This is a genomic window from Pelagibacterium flavum, assembly GCF_025854335.1.
GTDB classification, from domain to species: domain Bacteria; phylum Pseudomonadota; class Alphaproteobacteria; order Rhizobiales; family Devosiaceae; genus Pelagibacterium; species Pelagibacterium flavum.
In genome coordinates, this window is record NZ_CP107716.1 from 2,668,103 (window position 1) to 2,685,969 (window position 17,867).

At 60.3% G+C, this 17,867-nt stretch carries 16 protein-coding genes and 2 pseudogenes; 3 read left to right on the forward strand and 15 right to left on the reverse strand.

Annotated elements, in window-relative coordinates:
• Window positions 1-12: 12 nt before the first annotated feature.
• Window positions 13-1,287 carry an ABC transporter substrate-binding protein gene (locus tag OF122_RS13520; RefSeq protein WP_264224736.1) on the reverse strand — a complete coding sequence of 425 codons (1,275 nt, stop codon included), beginning with the start codon at window positions 1,285-1,287 and terminating at the stop codon, window positions 13-15.
• A gap of 94 nt (window positions 1,288-1,381) precedes the next feature.
• Here OF122_RS13520 and OF122_RS13525 point away from each other — a divergent pair, with 94 nt between their 5' ends.
• Window positions 1,382-2,278 (forward strand): helix-turn-helix domain-containing protein, encoded by an 897-nt coding sequence (locus OF122_RS13525; protein ID WP_264224737.1) that lies wholly within the window; start codon window positions 1,382-1,384, stop codon window positions 2,276-2,278.
• 36 nt (window positions 2,279-2,314) lie between these two features.
• On the opposite strand, the gene OF122_RS13530 is transcribed toward OF122_RS13525, so the two are convergent.
• The gene (locus OF122_RS13530; RefSeq protein ID WP_264224738.1) at window positions 2,315-3,247 is read right to left on the reverse strand and encodes a homocysteine S-methyltransferase family protein; all 933 of its coding nucleotides are present in this window, start codon (window positions 3,245-3,247) and stop codon (window positions 2,315-2,317) included.
• Window positions 3,248-3,326: 79 nt separating this feature from the next.
• A pseudogene (locus OF122_RS13535) lies at window positions 3,327-4,108 on the reverse strand (IS5 family transposase).
• 221 nt (window positions 4,109-4,329) lie between these two features.
• Between OF122_RS13535 and OF122_RS13545 the strand changes: the two are divergent.
• A pseudogene (locus OF122_RS13545) lies at window positions 4,330-4,983 on the forward strand (TetR/AcrR family transcriptional regulator).
• A 45-nt stretch (window positions 4,984-5,028) separates the two neighbouring features.
• Here OF122_RS13545 and OF122_RS13550 read toward each other — a convergent pair.
• The 4 genes from OF122_RS13550 to OF122_RS13565 all read right to left on the reverse strand — a co-directional run bounded on the left by OF122_RS13550 (window position 5,029) and on the right by OF122_RS13565 (window position 8,305).
• Window positions 5,029-5,304: a DUF2277 domain-containing protein gene (locus OF122_RS13550; RefSeq protein ID WP_264224739.1), complete on the reverse strand. Its 276-nt coding sequence runs from the start codon at window positions 5,302-5,304 to the stop codon at window positions 5,029-5,031.
• 62 nt (window positions 5,305-5,366) lie between these two features.
• Window positions 5,367-6,134, reverse strand: coding sequence for an ATP-binding cassette domain-containing protein (locus OF122_RS13555; RefSeq protein WP_264224740.1), 768 nt, complete (start codon window positions 6,132-6,134; stop codon window positions 5,367-5,369).
• A complete protein-coding gene (locus OF122_RS13560) occupies window positions 6,131-7,204 on the reverse strand; it encodes an ABC transporter permease (protein ID WP_264224741.1) in 1,074 nt (357 codons plus the stop codon). The genes OF122_RS13555 and OF122_RS13560 overlap by 4 nt, the downstream gene beginning before the upstream one ends.
• 72 nt (window positions 7,205-7,276) lie before the next feature.
• Window positions 7,277-8,305 carry a sugar ABC transporter substrate-binding protein gene (locus OF122_RS13565; RefSeq protein WP_264224742.1) on the reverse strand — a complete coding sequence of 343 codons (1,029 nt, stop codon included), beginning with the start codon at window positions 8,303-8,305 and terminating at the stop codon, window positions 7,277-7,279.
• A 225-nt stretch (window positions 8,306-8,530) separates the two neighbouring features.
• Between OF122_RS13565 and OF122_RS13570 the strand changes: the two genes are divergently transcribed.
• Complete coding sequence (locus OF122_RS13570; RefSeq protein WP_264224743.1) at window positions 8,531-9,769, forward strand: ROK family transcriptional regulator; 1,239 nt, start codon at window positions 8,531-8,533, stop codon at window positions 9,767-9,769.
• Between the two features lie 10 nt (window positions 9,770-9,779).
• Here OF122_RS13570 and OF122_RS13575 read toward each other — a convergent pair whose 3' ends face one another.
• The 8 genes from OF122_RS13575 to OF122_RS13610 all read right to left on the reverse strand — a co-directional run bounded on the left by OF122_RS13575 (window position 9,780) and on the right by OF122_RS13610 (window position 17,839).
• The gene (locus OF122_RS13575; RefSeq protein ID WP_264224744.1) at window positions 9,780-10,403 is read right to left on the reverse strand and encodes a nucleoside triphosphate hydrolase; all 624 of its coding nucleotides are present in this window, start codon (window positions 10,401-10,403) and stop codon (window positions 9,780-9,782) included.
• A gap of 99 nt (window positions 10,404-10,502) precedes the next feature.
• Window positions 10,503-12,044 carry a UxaA family hydrolase gene (locus OF122_RS13580; RefSeq protein WP_264224745.1) on the reverse strand — a complete coding sequence of 514 codons (1,542 nt, stop codon included), beginning with the start codon at window positions 12,042-12,044 and terminating at the stop codon, window positions 10,503-10,505.
• Complete coding sequence (locus OF122_RS13585; protein WP_264224746.1) at window positions 12,044-13,054, reverse strand: aldo/keto reductase; 1,011 nt, start codon at window positions 13,052-13,054, stop codon at window positions 12,044-12,046. The genes OF122_RS13580 and OF122_RS13585 overlap by 1 nt, the downstream gene beginning before the upstream one ends.
• On the reverse strand, window positions 13,051-13,893 hold the full coding sequence (locus OF122_RS13590) for an amidohydrolase family protein (RefSeq protein WP_264224747.1): 843 nt from the start codon (window positions 13,891-13,893) through the stop codon (window positions 13,051-13,053). Before OF122_RS13590 ends, OF122_RS13585 begins: the two co-directional genes overlap by 4 nt.
• A gap of 4 nt (window positions 13,894-13,897) precedes the next feature.
• Window positions 13,898-15,010, reverse strand: a complete 1,113-nt coding sequence (locus OF122_RS13595) for a mannitol dehydrogenase family protein (RefSeq protein ID WP_264224748.1) — start codon at window positions 15,008-15,010, stop codon at window positions 13,898-13,900.
• Window positions 15,007-16,014: a zinc-binding alcohol dehydrogenase family protein gene (locus tag OF122_RS13600; RefSeq protein WP_264224749.1), complete on the reverse strand. Its 1,008-nt coding sequence runs from the start codon at window positions 16,012-16,014 to the stop codon at window positions 15,007-15,009. Before OF122_RS13600 ends, OF122_RS13595 begins: the two co-directional genes overlap by 4 nt.
• A 22-nt stretch (window positions 16,015-16,036) precedes the next feature.
• A complete protein-coding gene (locus OF122_RS13605) occupies window positions 16,037-16,822 on the reverse strand; it encodes an ATP-binding cassette domain-containing protein (RefSeq protein WP_264224750.1) in 786 nt (261 codons plus the stop codon).
• 69 nt (window positions 16,823-16,891) lie between these two features.
• Complete coding sequence (locus tag OF122_RS13610) at window positions 16,892-17,839, reverse strand: ABC transporter substrate-binding protein (protein ID WP_264224751.1); 948 nt, start codon at window positions 17,837-17,839, stop codon at window positions 16,892-16,894.
• Window positions 17,840-17,867: the final 28 nt, after the last annotated feature.

Sequence of the window (17,867 nt, forward strand, 5' to 3'; positions counted from 1 at the left end):
CCCTTGGGGAGATTATTCCGCGATCGGAAGGCCGGTGACCAGCGCGATCTGGCTGGCCGCATCATCGAGCGCGGCCTGAGCGTTTTCGTAACCGCCGTTGAGGTATTGGGTCTGGACCGCCTGGACGACGCCCTGTGCATCGCCGAAGAAGGGTGTGCCACGGCTGGGAACGACGCGATCGAGCGTTCCGAGAATATCGACCCAGATGGCCTGATCACCCCAGAAGGGCTGGCCCTCCTCGACATAGGGATCGTCGAGTGCTGAAAGCAGCGAGGGCACGAGGCCGTATTCGCGCAGCATGGTCACCTGGCCCTCGTTTGTGCCGAGGGTGTAGTTGACATATGCCCAGGCGGCTTCCTTGTTGTCCGAGGCGTTGGTGATCGCGAGAGCCGAACCGCCAAGATTGGCGGCACGCGGCCCGTCTTCGGTCACCGATGGCATTTCGTAAACGCCCCAGAGGCCTTCCTGTTCGGGCGCGTTGGAGCGGATGGTGCCTTCATACCAACCACCGAAGAGCTGGCTGGCGACGGTTTCGGCGCGGATGGCCTGAATGCGTTCGTCCCAGTTGCCAGCGACGAGGATGCCGGCGTCAGCCATGTCTTTTACAGCTTCGAGGGCGGCGACGCAGCCGGGCTGGTTGACCGCGATGGCATCGCCTTCGCCGGTAAAGAAGCCGCAGCCTTGCTCATTGGCGAGCATGCGGAACCATTCGGTATCGCCGTTGAAATCGGCCTGGCCCATGACCACGCCCGGGTTGGCTTCGGCAACGGCCTGTCCGGCTTCGATGAAATCAGCCCATGTGGTGATCGAGGCAGGATCAACGCCGGCGTTCTCATAAAAATCGCGGCGATAGAACATCGCCACGGGACCGGAATCCCAAGGCATGGCGTAAGCGACGTCGCCGACTTCAAGCTCAGTGCGTTTGAAGTCCGGGAAACCGGCGGCCACTTCCTCGGTGTAGCCCAGGTCGCGCAAATTGGCGAAGCAATCGGGGAACTGGTTCCAGAAGATTTCCGCTTCGCCGTTCTCGATGGAAATGACGTCGGGCAAGCCCGATCCGCCGGCGGCGCAGCCGGCCAGCGTGCGGTCGAACACCTGTTGGTTGCCAAGGTCTTCGACAGTGACCGTCACATCAGGATATTGGGCATTGAAACCCTCGATTGTCGATTGCAGCGACGCGGCCGCAACATCCCAGCTCCAGACGGTAATTTCGCCCGATTGAGCCAGGGCGCCGCCGGTCATGCCGAGGACAAGCGCAAGGGTTGCGCATCCTGTGGTAAGACGCATTGATATTCCTCCCATTTGTGTTGCCCGATGCACGGGCTGGTTTTACACTATCGTGTTCAGAGCCGGCGTCTCACGAAAAGGGAAGAGGGAGTCGTTGGAAAGTAAGATCGGTCAAAAACGCTACTGGAACCCGCTCAAGAGCACCGTCGAGAGCGTGCCCAACCAGCTTGTGATCAGCCATGAGCAGCCCGGCATCATGCCCACTGCCCATTGGCATGCTCAGGTCGAAATTAATTACGTCTTTGCCGGATCGGTCGATTACCAGATGCAAGGCCATAGCGTGCACCTCGAAGCCGGCGATCTGTGCCTGTTCTGGGGCGGCCTGCCCCATCAGGTGTTCGATACGAGCGAGGACGCGATGTTCATCGCCATCCATTTGCCGCTGGTGCACTTTTTCAGGCTCCGGCTGCCGGCCGATATCCAGCAAAGGCTGATGCGCGGGGCGACCTTGCTTGCCGCCGAGCATGACGAGGGCGACGACCGGTCCTTTGCGCGCTGGTCCGATTATCTGCGCTCGGACGACCCGGTGAAGGTCAACCACGCCATCGACGAATTGCTGCTGAGGATCGAGCGCATTCAGTTTGATAGCTATAAGCTGCTCGATGCGGCAACGACCGATACGGCGCCGTCCGAGGCGCCCGACCGGCAGAGTTTCCAGAATATCGGTGAGATCTGCTTTTATATTGCCGAGAATTTCCGGCACGATATCGACTCGAGCGCAATTGCGTCCTCGGTCGATATCCACCCCAAATATGCCATGAGCGTTTTCAAGAAATCGACCGGCATGACACTCAATGAGTATGTGAGCCTTTTGCGTCTCTCCTATGCGCAGGCCCTGTTGTTGCGCGGCGATGTCAACGTGCTCCAGGTCGCCATGGATTCAGGCTTCGGATCGCTCTCGGCCTTCAATACGAGCTTCCGCAAACTCGCAGGCATGAGCCCATCGGACTATCGTCGTTCCATACGGGATCGGCAGGGTACACAATGCTGAGGCCCGTCTCGGACGGGCCCCAGGGCAATCGGCACCTCAGATCGGCACGACGGCTTCGCTGATCGCAGCAAGATGCCGGTGATCGGTTCCGCAACATCCTCCAAGAACGCGCATCGACGGGAAATTGCGCGTCAGCGACTTGTAGTGCCCGCTGAGCCCCGCGATATCGCCGATATCGAGCGTATCGGAATCATCGAGTTCGGCGTGGCTCTTTGCGGACGCGTTGGCGCGGACCCCGCGTATGCGTTTGACCCAATCCTCGTCTCGGGCGAGGGCTTGTTCGAAATGGGTCGGGTGGGCGCAATTGACCATGTAGTAGGCCGGTGAGGCGCCAGTTGCCTCCTCTGTCGCTTCAATGGCCGCGCGAAGCGAGGTGCCGTCGACAAGCTTGCCGTCGGTCTCGACGGTAAAGGACACCACACACGGCATGTCTGCCGCCCTGGCGGCCAAGGCGATGCCAACTGCCTCATTCACCGTGTTCATGGTGATGGCCGAGATCATATCGGCTTGTGTGCCGGCGAATATTTCGACCTGGAAGTCCTGTGCCTCGGCAACATCCATGCGACCGGCTTTGTAGCCGTCGCCGCGCGGGCCGATGGCACCATTGAGCACGATCGGCGTCTCGGGCGTCTCCCACCGGTCGCGCAGTCCGGCGACGAGGTCGATCGCAGCAACGTTGACCGCAGTCAGCCGGTCGGCATCGAACCCAAGTACTTCTCCCCAGTCGAGGCTCGCCCGCCATGTGGCGGTGTCGAGCACGAACCCGACATTCTTGCTGCGCGCGATTGGCAGGAACTTCTCGTAGTATTTGACCAGCTCGGCGCGCCCGCTCTCACTTTCGAGCAGAACAAACGAGGCAAACTGGGGCAAGTCGACCCCCTGCAGGAATATCAGCGCGGTTTCCATTCCACCGTCACTCAGGAAGAGCCGGCCATCGGCTTGTGGCAATGCTTGGCGGTATTTCGACATGGTAATTTCTCCTCGATCAACAATGGGCGGCAACACCGTCCCTCTGAGGGTGGCTTGTCCCAGATCGCATGCGGAAAAACTAGGTCCTGTTGACAAAGTCTTTTAGCCACCTGCGGATGGCTGCAAGGTTGAGGAAGCTTGCGAATGACAGAGCCGTTTTCTCATACCGGGTGCCGATGCGACGCATGTGCTTGAGATACCCGAACATGCGCTCGATGCGGTTGCGGTCTCTGTAACGGGAGAAGTCGCAGGGAATATGAACCTTGCGATTGGCCTTTGGCGGGATGACTGGCAAGATGCCCTGTAGCAGCAGGGCTTCTCGAACAGCATCGCCGTCGTAGCCCTTATCGGCCAGAAGTGCCTTTGGCTTGTTGACCGGCAGGGCCATGAGTTCGCCGACCGCGCCATAGTCCGAGGCTTGCCCGCCTGTCAGGACAAAGCCAAGAGGGCGTCCCTGATTGTCACAGCGGGCGTGGATTTTGCACGTAAAGCCGCCGCGTGATCGACCAAAAGCCTCCTTGTGAGTCCCCCTTTTGCGCCGGCTGCCGATACATGGCCCCGAACTGTGGTGCTGTCGATCATATGCTGCCAGTCATCGGTCAGCCCCATCTGGACCAGCGTTTCAAGGATGGCATCCCAGACGCCCTGTTCGGCCCAGCGCCGGAACCGGACATAGACAGAGTTCCACTTGCCGTAGCGCTCATGCATGTCGCGCCAGGGGCAGCCAACCCGCAGCACATGCAGCATGCCGTTGAGAAAACGCCGATTATCATGAGCAGGGCGGGATTTCCGTCCGCGCTCTGTGGGCAAGAACCCTTCGATTACTGCCCACTCTTCATCGGTCAGATCGCCGCGTGCCATCATCGCTCCCCATAAAGAGGAGTGTTGAATCAGACTTCACCTGATTTGGGAATCCACTTTGTCAACACGACCTAGAAAACGCGTGGTACTGCGCACGACAGGCGCGATATTTCCCCACAACTCCAAGGGGTTACTTATTGTCTGGTGAAGTGCGAGCGAATTCGCCTATAATATTGTCTTCACGTTTCCGTACCGCAAGTACAGTTTTCGGGAGGCCGACCATGCGCAAGGGTGAGGCAACACGCGAACGCATTCTGGAAGTGGCGGAGGCATCGGTGCTGGCCAAGGGGTTCGGCGCGACGTCAATCGAGGAAGTGATTGCCGAAGCCGGCATTACCAAGAGTGGGTTCTTTTATCATTTCAGGGACAAGAACGAACTCGCCCACCACTTGCTGCGTCGCTATGTGGCCGAAGACCAGCGCATCCTCGATGAGGTTTTCGGTCGCGCTGCCTAACTATCCGAAGATCCGCTGCAATCGTTCCTGATCGGTCTCAAGCTGCTGGCTGAGGTGATGTCTGATCTTCCGGGCGGTCATCCCGGCTGCATGATCGCCTCGATCTGCTATCAGGAGCGTCTGTTTGACCGCCGGGTCGTGGCACTCAACCGCGAAGCAATCGAAAGCGTCAATGAGCGTATCCGCGGTCATCTCGAGGCAATTGCCGCCATTTACCAGCCGCGCGAACCCGTCGCCATCGGTGTCATGGCGGAGATGCTTTCGTGCATCATCGATGGGGGTATCATCATGGCAAAGGTTACAGGAGATTCGCAGCGTCTGGTCCAGCAGATCCTGGCCTACAGGGCCTTTAACAAGATGCAGTTCTCAGACTTGAACGGCGCCGTCTCGTCGGGTCAGCATTCAACTGAAGCCGCGTAAGCCATCGGTGACCCGATGGGTAGAGCGGGAATATGTCGTCAGCCTTCAGGAGGCACCCTGATAGCGTTGCTTGGCGCGCTCGCGGGCCCTGGCCGCCACGACCTCCCGGTCCTTGGGCGGAGCCTTGGTTTCCAGAGCATGCAGGAGCTTTCGGACAGATCGCTCGATCTCCTCCACCGCCTCATGAAACGCGGCCTGGTTGGCTTGAGAAGGCCGGGTGGTTCCCGAAATCTTGCGCACAAACTGAAGCGCCGCGTCGTGCATCTCGTTTTTGCTGGCGGGCGGCTCGAAGTTGAACAGCGGTTTGATGTTGCGGCACATGGCATCCTCGCTTGCTGATGGTGCAGGGTTGCATCGCGCCAAGGGGCGATGCAACCCTACATTCAAGCTGCGGCGTCCATGGCTCCCGTCATGATGGCCACGGCATCCGACATCGAATAGTCTGAGGGGTTGATGAGCGCCGCCCGTCTGCCGAGCCGGTGGATATGGATGCGGTCGGCAACCTCGAAGACGTGCGGCATGTTGTGGCTAATCAGAACCACCGGAAGACCGCGTTCGCGCAGCCCGAGGATCAGATCGAGCACCTTGCGCGACTCCTTGACGCCCAGCGCGGCGGTTGGCTCATCGAGTATGACGACGCGCGACCCGAATGCCGCGGCCCGCGCCACGGCAACGCCCTGCCGCTGGCCACCCGATAGCGTTTCGACCGGCTGGCGGATGTTCTGGATCGTCATGAGGCCGAGCTCGCTCAGCTTGTCGCGCGCCCGGGCATCCATCGCCTTTTTGTCGAGCGATCGGAACACCCGGCCCATGAAGCCGGGCTTGCGCACTTCACGGCCCATGAACATGTTGTCGGCGATGGAAAGCGCCGGCGACAACGCGAGGTTCTGATAGACGGTTTCGATACCGGCCGCGCGCGCCGCCATGGGGGATGAAAAGTGGATCCGCTCGCCTTCGAGCAGGATTTCGCCTTCGTCGGGGATCATCGCGCCGGAGAGCGACTTGATGAGGGTCGATTTGCCCGCACCATTGTCCCCGATGACCGCAAGGATTTCCCCGGCCCTCAGTTCGAAATCGGCGTGGTCCAAAGCCACCACGCGGCCAAACCGTTTGACCAACCCCTTGGCCTCGAGAATGATGTCACCACTCATGTGGAAATCCTCCTGATCCACTGGTCAAGCGCTACAGCTGCGATGATGAGGACACCGATCAACAGGTAGGTCCATTGGGGATCTGTCCCCATAAGTCTCAGCCCCAGACCAAATACACCAACGATCAGCGCGCCAAACAGCGTGCCCAGAATAGAGCCCCGCCCGCCAAAAAGCGAAATGCCGCCGATCACAACAGCGGTGATCGATTCAATGTTTGTGAACTGTCCGGCCGTCGGTGATACCGAACCGATCCGCCCGATCAGGACCCAGCCGGCCAGCGCGCAGATCAGGCCGCTGAGCACGTAAACCGAAATCAGGGTTTTCTTGACGCGCACGCCAGCAAGCTGCGCTGCATCGGCGTCATCGCCTACGGCATAAACGTGCCGGCCCCAGGCCGTATTGTTGAGCACGTAGTTGAGCACAAAAACGAGAACCACCATGGCGATAACGCCAAAGGTGAGGACCGCTCCGCCAAACCGGAGGCTTTGGCCGAAAAATTGCAGCAGTGGCGCGGCTGCCTCGATGTCCTGGGAACGAATGGTCTCATTGCGCGAATACAGGAAGTTCGACGCAAGAACGATCTGCCACATCCCCAGAGTGACGATAAAGGGTGGCAATTTGACCAGGGCCACGAGGATGCCATTCATGAGACCGCACAACGCACCGACGGCAAATCCGCACAAAATGGCCAGTTCGACGGGAAAGCCGTAGCGGAAGGTAAACTGGCCCATCACGACCGAGCTGAGCACCATGATCGCCCCGACCGAGAGGTCGATGCCCTTGGTCAGGATGACCAATGTCTGCGCCGTCGCCACCACACCCACAATCGCAACCTGCTGCAGGATAAGCGTCAGCGAGAAGGGCGAGAAAAAGCGGTCGCCCAGGATTATTCCAAATCCCGCTACCGACAGCACCAGAATAAAAAGCGGAATGAGCGCCGGATTGACGTGAAGCGCGTGCTGCACAGACTTCAGAAACGACCGGTGCTCATTAGAAAACGTCGCGACCTCGGCACTACTGCCCTGAAGGCCGCTTTCATAGCTGGTAGATGTATTGTCGGTCTTGCTCATCACAGGATCCTCGACCAGAACCTAAGGTTGGGCCGGGAACCCACGTTCCCGGCCCATTTTGCTAAAGGCGCTTTAGCCCCAGCAAAACTCCAAGCCCTCTTCCGTCCCGATGGAGGGAACGCCGGAGACAGGCGCATCGGTGACCAGCTGCACGCCGGTGTCGAAGAAATCCTTGCCGGGGGTCGGTTCGGGAAGTGTGCCATTTTCCGCGTATTCGGCAATGGCTTCGATGCCAAGCGCGGCCATTTGCAGAGGATATTGCTGCGATGTCGCTCCGATAACGCCGTCGATGACGTTCTGGACACCCGGGCACCCGCCATCGACCGAAACGACAAGCACGTCGTTTTCCCGGCCGAGCGCCCTGAGGGCTTCATAGGCACCAGCGGCCGCCGGCTCGTTGATGGTGTGAACAACGTTGATGGTAGGATCCTGCTGAAGCAGGTTCTCCATCGCCGTGCGTCCGCCTTCCTCATTGCCGTTGGTGATGTCGTGACCAACGATGCGCGGATCGGATTCATCGCCGATGACGTTGGGGTCGGCAAGGTCGATCCCGAACCCGCTCATGAAGCCCTGATTGCGCAAGACGTCGACGGTCGGCTGCGCTGGCGTGAGATTGAGGAAGGCTATACGGGCATCTCCCGCCTCTTCACCCAGAGTTGCCAGGGCCCACTGGCCGATCAACTCGCCCGCCCGGAAGTTATCGGTCGCGAAGGTGGCGTCGGCTGCATCGACGGGATCGAGCGGCGTATCGAGGGCGATGACCAGAATTCCGGCGTCCCGCGCCTGCTGAACCGAGGAAACGATGCTGGACGTGTCCGATGCGGTGATCAGGATACCATCGGCATTGTCGGCGATGCACGATTCTATGGCTTGCACCTGGCTTTCGTGGTCTCCATCAATGCGCCCGGCATAGGAGCGAAGCTCAACGCCAAGTTCCTGGGCCTTGGCTTCGGCGCCTTCTTTCATCTTTACGAAGAACGGGTTCGTATCGGTCTTGGTAATCAGGCAGGCAAGAACGTTTTCCTGGGCCTGAACGCCTTCCACAGAAAGCATGCCGACAAGTGCCGCGCCGCAAGCGGACGCCATAAGTTTGGTCTTCATATCAATTCCTCCCAAGGCGCTCCGATGGCGCCCCTCTCCAGATGTTCGGGCCGCTCTCTCCCGATAGGCCCTGCCCCAAATCAAACACCAAGCTCGGCGGCTGTCAATAAATTAATCCAATGGATTTATTTATTGACGACAGACCGGAAATTCGTTCAGTTGATGAACGGCGCAACCTGGGATAGGAGCGCCGGGCCGGATCAAATCCGGCAAGGGAGCGAGACAATGAGCGACGCCGAAACACGGCCGGACCGAACTGGCCGGACCGCAGGCGAATTCACCGACCTCAGCCGCGGCACCAATCAGGCTGGCCTGCGCCTATATAATGAGCGACTTGTACTGTCGCTCATCCGGCGCAACGTGTCGCTGTCCAAAGCAGCCATAGCAAGGCAGACGGGCCTGTCCCCGCAAACCATTTCAACAATCACCAATGGCCTTGAACGCGATGGACTGCTCGTACGGCAGGCGCCATTGCGCGGCCGGGTCGGGCAACCCTCAGTGCCCTATTCCCTGGCGCCCGACGGCGCTCTCGCCTTTGGCCTCAAGATCGGCCGCCGCAGTGTGGATCTGCTCGTCATGGATTTGCTGGGCACCGTGCGCGGCAAGCTTCACCACCCCTACCCTTATCCCGATCCCGCGCAATTGTTCACTTTTCTCGAGGACGGCATCGGCAAGCTTTCGCGCGAGCTCACGCCCGAGCAGCGCCAGCGAATTGTCGGGATCGGTATTGCCTCCCCGTTTGAACTCTGGAACTGGGAACATCAGGTCGGCGCACCCAAGGAGGTGCTGGCCGCATGGGAGACTTTGGATATTCGCGCCGAGGTTGAAAATATCAGCCCCTGGCCCGTCTATTTTTACAATGATGCCACCGCCGCCTGCGCAGCCGAGCTGTTGCTTGGCAATCCCCGCCAGCATCTCGATTTCCTTTACATCTTTATCGGGTCGTTCATCGGCGGTGGCGTGGTGCTCAACGGATCGCTTTTCCCCGGACGTAGCGGTTATGCCGGTGCCATCGCCCCGCTTCCCGTCCGGCGAGAAGATGGCCAGGGATATGAGCAGGTACTTAGGCGCACGTCCCTTTATGCTTTGGCGGAAAAAATGCGCGAGGCGGGACTGGATCCCGAAATGCTCTGGCGTGAGGACGGCGACTGGAAAACGATAGGCCCGATCCTGGACGATTGGCTCGAGGTTCTGTGCGAAAGCCTCGCGGTGATCATCCTTTCGGCGACCGCCATAATCGATTTCGAGGCCATTGTCATCGACGGCGGCTTCCCCCCCGAGATGCGGGAGGTCGTCGTTGCGCGAGTCATGGAAGATCTCGAAAAATTCGACCGGCAGGGCCTCACCGCACCCGCCATCGTTCAGGGCCAGTTCGGCGCCGATGCGCGCGCGATGGGTGGGGCGTGCCTGCCCCTGATCTCCAACTTCACGCTCGATCGCGAAGTTCTGTTCAAAGACGCCTAAAGCGTTTGCGCTAGTCTTCGATGGTCAAATCGGCCGCCAGGCTGCGGGTGACCACAAGCTCGGCATTGAGAAGATCGTTGCCGGCGACCTTTTCCTGGGCCTCATCGGCACTATAGTCGTGGTTGAGCCACCTCTGGACCAGCCGGCGCTGGAGTTCCGCCAAAGGCGCCGTCACCATTATCGTGTGGTCGAACAGAGCGGCGATGTCGCGCCAGACCGGCTCGTCCAGCAGCAGGTAATTGCCTTCAACGATTACCACGCGATGCTCAGGGCCAACCTTATCGGCGGCCGCACGCGAACTCTCCGTCGCGCGGTCGAAAACCGGATAGAACACATCCGAGGCGGTTTCAGAGCGGAGCCGTTCGAGCAGAACCTTCAAGCCCGCGACATCATAGGTTTTCGGAGCGCCCTTGCGGGGCCGCAAGCCACGCTCGACAAGTATTGCATCGTCGAGATGGAAACCGTCCATCGGAACGACCTGGGTCTGTATATTCTCGGCGCTCAATGCCTTTTTCAGCGAATCGGCCAATGTCGACTTGCCGGCCCCCGGCGGACCGGCAAGGGCTACCAGTATCCGCCGCTCACGCGCATGATGTTTAATGAGTTCGGACAATCTCTGGATTGAGGCGTCCATCTCCCCGGTCCCCCGATATGTACTGGCATCGCTCATGCCCCTGTTTGGCATGTTCGGCGCGTGGCGCACAGTCCTGTTTTTTCCGACATAGGCTGCCGGCTACATAACCGCGCCAACTTGCCAGGGGGCAAACTCGTTGTCGCCGTAACCCAGATCTTCAGATTTTGTGGTCCTGCCCGACGCGACATCGAGAATGTGCTGGAAAATCTCGGCGCCCTTTTGTTCGAGCGTCACGCCTTCGAGAATGTCCCCGCAATTGATGTCCATATCCTCGGTCATCCGGGCGTAGAGATCGGAGTTGGTCGCCAGCTTGATTGATGGGACGGGCTTGCAGCCGAACGCCGAGCCCCGGCCGGTGGTGAAACACAAGACATTTGCGCCGCCGGCGACCTGGCCGGTGGCTGATACCGGGTCGAAGCCTGGCGTATCCATGAAGACAAAGCCGCGCTCGGTTACCGGTTCGGCATATTCATAAACCGCCATGAGCGGGGTGGTGCCCCCCTTGGCCGCAGCACCCAGGGATTTCTCAAGGATCGTGGTCAGTCCACCCGCCTTGTTGCCCGGCGAGGGATTGTTGTTCATCTCGCCGCCATTGCGATCGCAGTAGTCTTCCCACCAATGGATGCGCTCGATGAGCTTTTCGCCTATTGCACGATCGGCGGCGCGGCGGGTGAGCAGATGCTCGGCGCCATAGATTTCCGAGGTTTCCGAAAGTATGGCCGTTCCGCCCTGCCGCACCAGCATATCGACGGCCACGCCGAGGGCCGGGTTGGCTGTGATGCCCGAATAGCCATCCGACCCGCCGCATTGGAGGGCCAGGATCAATTCGGAGGCCGGGATCGTTTCGCGCTCTGCGCGGGCGGCAATCGGGAGCATGGCGCGCACGCGCTCGACCCCCTGCTCTATCGCCTTGCGGGTACCCCCCTCCCCCTGGATCGTCAGCGTCTGGAAGGTCTCGTCCTCGGCGATGCCGTACTTCTGCTTCATGCGCCCGATCTGGAAGACTTCGCAACCCAGGCCAACCATCAGGGCAGCGCCGAGGTTGGGATTGGCTGCATAACCCCATTGGGTGCGCGAAAGAATATCGAAACCCTCGCCCTTGCCCGACATGCCGCAGCCTGTGGAGTGCACGAAGGAGACGATGCCGTCGATGGTGGGATAGTCGTCGAGCATGCCCGAACGCTCCACCGCTTCGGCTATGTAGCGGGCGACGGTCGCCGAGCAGTTCACCGAGGTGAGGATGCCGATATAGTTGCGGGTGCCGACCTTGCCGTTCGAGCGACGGAAACCCTGGAAGGTCGCGCGCTCGGGTTCGGGCACGAATTCGACCGGCTCGACACCGGCGCCGAATTGGTAGTCGCGGGCGAACGCTCCCCCTTCCGCTCCCATTCCACAATTGTGCTCGTGCACCCATTCGCCGCCCGAAATCGGCTTGCTTGCAAAGCCGATGATCTGGCCGAATTTGCGAACCGGTTCGCCCTCGGCCATTGGCGCAATTGCGATCTTGTGCCCGCGCGAGATTCGCTGGGTGGAAAAGAGGCCCGGTTGCACCTCGGCCCTGGCCGGCACGTTCTCGAGCAGCACCGCGACGTTGTCGGTGGGGTTGAGGACAAGGGCGGGAAATGTGTTGGAGCTGTTCATTATCGATCGCGATCGGTTGCGGATGCCGCGGGCACGGGAACATCCGCGCCGATGATACCTTCATCGGCCAGGGCCTGCCAGAACGCTGCGGGAATGGGTTCTTTGAGATAGGCCAGCGTCTGCTCGACATTCTGCGGACGAGTCATGCCAAACACCACCGAAGCGATGGCCGGATGGCCGAGTGAAAACTGAGCTGCGGCGGCCGGCATGGTGATGCCGAATGAGCCGCAGACCCGTTCGACCGACCTGACCTTTTCGATCACCGCTTGCGGTACGGCGCCATAATCATAGGTAGCGCTCGATACGCCCTTGGCAAGAACGCCGGAATTGAAAACCCCGACATTAACGATCCCGACGCCCTTTTTCTCTGCCATCGGCAGGCAATCCGCCAGCGCGGGCTGTTCGATCAGCGTGTAGCGGCCAGCCAGCATGACCAGATCGAGATCGGTTTCGGCCATGAAGTCCGCGGCCACATCGGATTCATTGATCCCGATGCCGATCGCCTTGACGAAACCCTGGCTGCGAAGCTCGTCGAGCGCACGATAAGCACCCTCGATCGCGGCGCGGTAATGGCGGTCGAAATCGGCTCCGAGATTGCGGCGGTCGACGTCGTGGATATAGACGATATCGATGTCGGCCAGACCGAGCCGGGCGTGGGACTGTTCGAGCGAGCGCATGGTCGCATCGTAGGAATAATCGTGAACCGGCATCAGATCGAGAGGGGCCGTCCACATGCCGCGGTCATAGGAACGTCCGCGCGGCGGGACCATGTACCGTCCCACTTTCGTGGAAAGCACGTACTCGGCACGCGGTTGGCGACGCAGAAAACTGCCGACGCGCAATTCGCTCAGGCCAAAGCCATAGAGCGGGGAGGTATCGAAATAGCGCAGGCCGCCGTCCCATGCCGCCTGGAGCGTCCGATGAGCTTCGTCGTCGCTGACCTCCCGCGAAAGATTGCCCAGACCGGCACCACCGAATCCGAAGCGCGGGATATCGATTGGCTTATTCATGGATGATCGATCCTATAGAAACTCTGGCAGGTGCGCCCGAGTATGAAGTCTGCTTCCTGGGGCGAAAGCGTATTGGCCCATTCGATGACGATACCCATGGCGGCGGTATAGTCGGTAGCGCAGAGCGCTACCGGCCAGTCCGAGCCGATCATCAGGCGCCTGGCGCCAAAGTGTTCAAGAACGAAATCGAGATAGCGGGTATAGGGAGCATCCCGCCAATGCGTCCAATCGGCCTCGGTGACCATGCCCGAGAGTTTGCACCAGACGTTCTGGCGCTGGGCGATGGCCGCCATGCCTTGGGCCCATTCCTCGTCCCAGCCGTCAGCAAGCCGCGGCTTGGCGATGTGATCGATGACAAAGCGCGTTTCGGGCAACGCATCGACCAGTGCCGTCGCCGAAGGCAGATGCGGCGGCTTGAGCAAAAGGTCATAGCTCAGCCCGTATTTCTCGAGGAGCGCGACGCCGCGCCGATGAGGATCGGAATTGGCGAAATCGGGGTCGGTGTGATCGTGGATGAGCATGCGCACGCCCTTGAAAACGTCCCGGCCGGCATAGTGCGCGATGCGTGTTTCGACGGCCGGATCGCAAAGATCGAGCCACCCGACCACGGCCTTGACGAGATCGCTCCGATCCGCGTGAGCCAAAAGAGCGTCGTTTTCGGCCTCGCTTTCACGAGCCTGAACAGCCACCGAGCCTGAAAAGCCGATCTCGGCGAGCAGTGGCGCGAGTTCTGCGGGCCCGAAATCGCGATGCAGGACATCCATCTCCTGGCCCATCCAGCCGTAATCGGCAGCATCCTTCGAATAGGTCCAGAAGTGCTGATGGGCATCAATCCGCATAGCGCTACTCCATTCCGGCATTTATGGCCGAGCCAAACGCCGCCCGCAGGTGGGGGCAGCTAGCGCGGCCATTACTTACTCCGACCCAGTCGAGGAAGCCCTTCGCCCGCCGCTCGATCTTTGCGCCGTGGTTGCTGGCAATATCGGCTAGTCGGTGATTGAGAAAGGGATTATCGAACCGGTCCCGGCACTGGGCCCAATAGCCGGGTGCGTCGTCACCGCTCGGAAAGGTGGGGAGAATATCGGCGGTGACTATGGTGTCCAGCCACGTTCGCGTTTCCTGATCGGCCATCGCCTCGCGGACCGTAAGGCCGTCCGGAGCGCCATTGTCGAGCCAGTGTTGTGCCAGCAAGGTGTGGCTGAGATTGAGAATAAAAAGCTTCTTGCGCTCGACGGGTCCGAGATCGGGCACTACCACCATTTGCTCATGGGTGCATGGCGGCTCGAATCCGGGCTGGGCCTCAAGCGCCCAGAGCGCATAGGGCTCGGCAACGGCGCCAATGGGGTCCAGCGGCTCGGATACGATACGATCGACAAGAGCATTGACGAAAATGCATCTCTCTTCGATCCAGCGCACGAAGGCTTCGCTCCCCTGCCCTTCTCGCGCCAGTTCGATAACGATGGCACGCAAGGTGTCGCCGTTGCGCGAGATGAGTTCACACGGCAAGAGCGTCAAGGCAGCGCCGGTCGCTTCGAAGCGCTCCCGCAGCAGCGCCGTCAGCAGTTCGGGAAAACCGGTCCAATCGTCGAGCGTCGGCATGGGGCGTTCGGGCACGGCGTAGCCGCTATCACCGGTATTGCTCAACACATAGCGCGCCTTGATGACAGCATCGCGCAGCGCCTCGGCGTTTTCGCGCGCCGACAATCCACCAGCAATCCCGCTCACTTCATGGCGCTCATCGCGCATCTGCCCGTTGTGCAGGCCGCGGATGTGGACCGGAAACGACTTTGCTTGCGCAAAAGCGGCCACGCGCGCGCGGCTGGCGGGGGAGCCCGTCGTTTCGACCACCGTGATGGGGCCGACACTCTGGCCTGCGTCACGCGCCTGGGACAGCATCAGGTCGGCGTGGGCCTGAAGGAAACGGCTGGTCCCGAACTGGACGATTTCGCCCGTCATAGAACCTCCACGATGGCCTTGATTACCGTATCGCGGTTTTTAAGCAGGTCGTTGAACTGATCGGGCAAGGTTTCGAGCCGCGCGCTGTGGGTGCGGATGGCGCGGGTATCGATATCGCCCTTCTTGATGGCCGCGACCACTGTTTCAAAATCCTCGCGCGTCGCATTGCGGCTGCCGACCAGCTTCATCTCACGTTTGTGGAATTCGGGATCGGCAAAGGAGATGGTGTCGGTTACGACGCTGACGAGAACGTAAGTGCCGCCATGGGCGACATAGGCAAAACCAGCTCCTATGGCGCCTGCATTGCCGGTAGCGTCGAACACGGCGTCGTAGCCTTCTCCGTCCGTGGGCGCCATGATCGCGTCGGCACCGCCTTCGATATCAATGGTGCTTTCAAAGCCGAACTTGTTGGCGATCATTTCCAGCCGCCTGGGGCTGGCGTCGAGCAAGTGCACCTCGGCACCACGCAAGCGCGCAAAAAGCGCAACGCCCAGCCCGATGGGACCAACACCAACGACCAGCACCCTGTCATTGGCTGCAAGCTCGGAGCGCCGGACGGCATGCGCGCCTATGGCGAGAAACTCGACCATCGCCGCCTCGAACGGCTCGAGCCCTTCGGCGGGGTAGAGATTTTCGGCCGGGACATAGATGCGTTCGCACATTCCACCGTCGCGATGCACTCCCAGGACACCGATATTGTAGCAGCAGTTGGGCTTGCCCTTGCGGCAGGCCCGGCATGTTCCGCAGGCGATGTAGGGATTGACGATAACCAGGTCGCCTTTGACGAAGGAATCGCCGGTTTCGGCCACGCGCCCTGACAGCTCATGGCCCATGACCCGAGGATATTGAAGGTAGGGATGTTTGCCTTCGAAGATGTGGTAATCGGTGCCGCAGATGCCGACATGGCCGATATCGATGGGCACCCAGCCTGCTCCGGGGTTTTGGGGCAAGTCACGGTCTTCGATGCGCAATGTTCCGGGCTGCTCGCAGACGAGAGCTTTCATAACGTATTCCTAGGTGTCCGGTTCAGGCCGTGGCGCCGCGCGGACGCCAGCCTTCGGGAAGCGATCCCTTGATGATGAGACTGAGGATGTCGTCCTGGGTGACATCGGAAACAGAGTAAGAGCCGACGTTGCGGCCATTGTTCATGACCATCACCCGGTCGCAGAGCCGGAAGACGTCGTGCATGTCATGGCTGACGAGAAAGATGCCGATTCCTTCATCGCGCAACTTCTGAACCAGTTCAGCCACCATCTCGGTCTCGGAAGGGCCAAGCGCGGCAGTGGGTTCGTCCATGATCAGTGCGCGGACGTTGAAGTGAATGGCGCGCGCGATGGCGATCACCTGGCGCTGTCCACCCGACATCTGCACCACCGGGTCGCTCAGATTCTTAAAATTGGGGTTGAGCCGCTGAAGCACGTCCTTGGCTTCGCGGTACATGCGCTTGTCATCGAGATTGCCAAAGCGCGTCTTGATCTCGCGGCCGAGGAAGAGATTGGCCGGCGCATCGAGATGATTGGCGAGAGCGAGGTTCTGATAGATGGTTTCAATGCCGTGCTCGCGCGCCGCAGTCGGGGTCGCGATCTGGATCTTTTCGCCATCGAGAAAAATCTCGCCCGAGCTGGGCGTCATGGCTCCCGACAGCATGCGCATCAGGCACGATTTGCCCGCGCCGTTGTGTCCCAGAATGCCCACGACTTCGCCTGGAAACAGATTGATGGAGACATCGCGAACAGCCTCTATCCCTCCGAAGTGCTTGCAGATGTTGCGCATCTCGACGAGAGGTGTTGCGCCGGAGGTGGGGTCTTTCATCTCATGCCTTCCCGATCAGATGGCGAGACAGGGGGCAGGCTATTTGCCCACCCCCTGAACTCCGATTTGCTAGTAGAGAACGTTCTGGGCTTCGTCGGAGTCGATGTTATCGGCGGTAACGACCACAACACCTGTGTTGATGAACTCCTCGACCTCTTCGCCGGCCAAAAGGTCGACAACGGTCTGGACGCCCATTTCACCCATCTGGAACGAGCCCTGGACGGCGATCGCTTCAAGGACACCGTCGCGGACGAACTGCTGGAGGTCCTCGTTGCCATCAAAGCCCAACGCGGTCAGCGAGCCTTGGCGCCCCGCCTGAACGATGGCGCGCCCCATACCGACGGCAGTCGGCTCGTTAGCACCGAAGATGCCGTCGAGCTCGGGATACGCGGACAGCATATCGGTGGTCTGGTTGAGGGCCGTTGCCATCTGCGATTGCGAATAGAGCGTGTTGACGATCTCGATATCGGAATTGGCTTCGATATAGTCGGTGAACCCGCCGACACGACCGATTTCCGAGCCCACGCCGGGCACATAGGACATGATGGCAATCTGGCCTTCGGTGCCGATGGCGTCGATCATGGTTTGAGCCATCAACTCGCCGGCGGCCTGATTATCGGTCGAAAGGAATGCCTGATAATACTCTTCGGCGCCTTCAGCGAGCATCGAGTCGATGATCACCACGGGAATGCCGCTTTCGTAAGCGCGCTGGACCGAAGGCACCAGGGCCTCGGGATCGGACGGAGCGAGGACGATGCCGGCGACGCCCCGGTTGATGGCGTTGTCGACCATGTTGACCTGAGCGGCGATGTCGGATTCGGATGCCGGACCGTCAAAGCTCATGGTGTATCCATCGAGCCCCTCCATGCCAGCCTGGGCACCGCGATTGACGTTCTGCCAGAAATTGGAGCTGGTCGTCTTAACTATAACCGCAATCTCCTGGGCCACGACCGCGGCAGGCATTGCAGCCAACGTTACAGCGCCGACGAGCGCCATTGAGCGAAATAGGGACTTCATTGTTTCCTCCTGATTAAAGTCCAAGGCG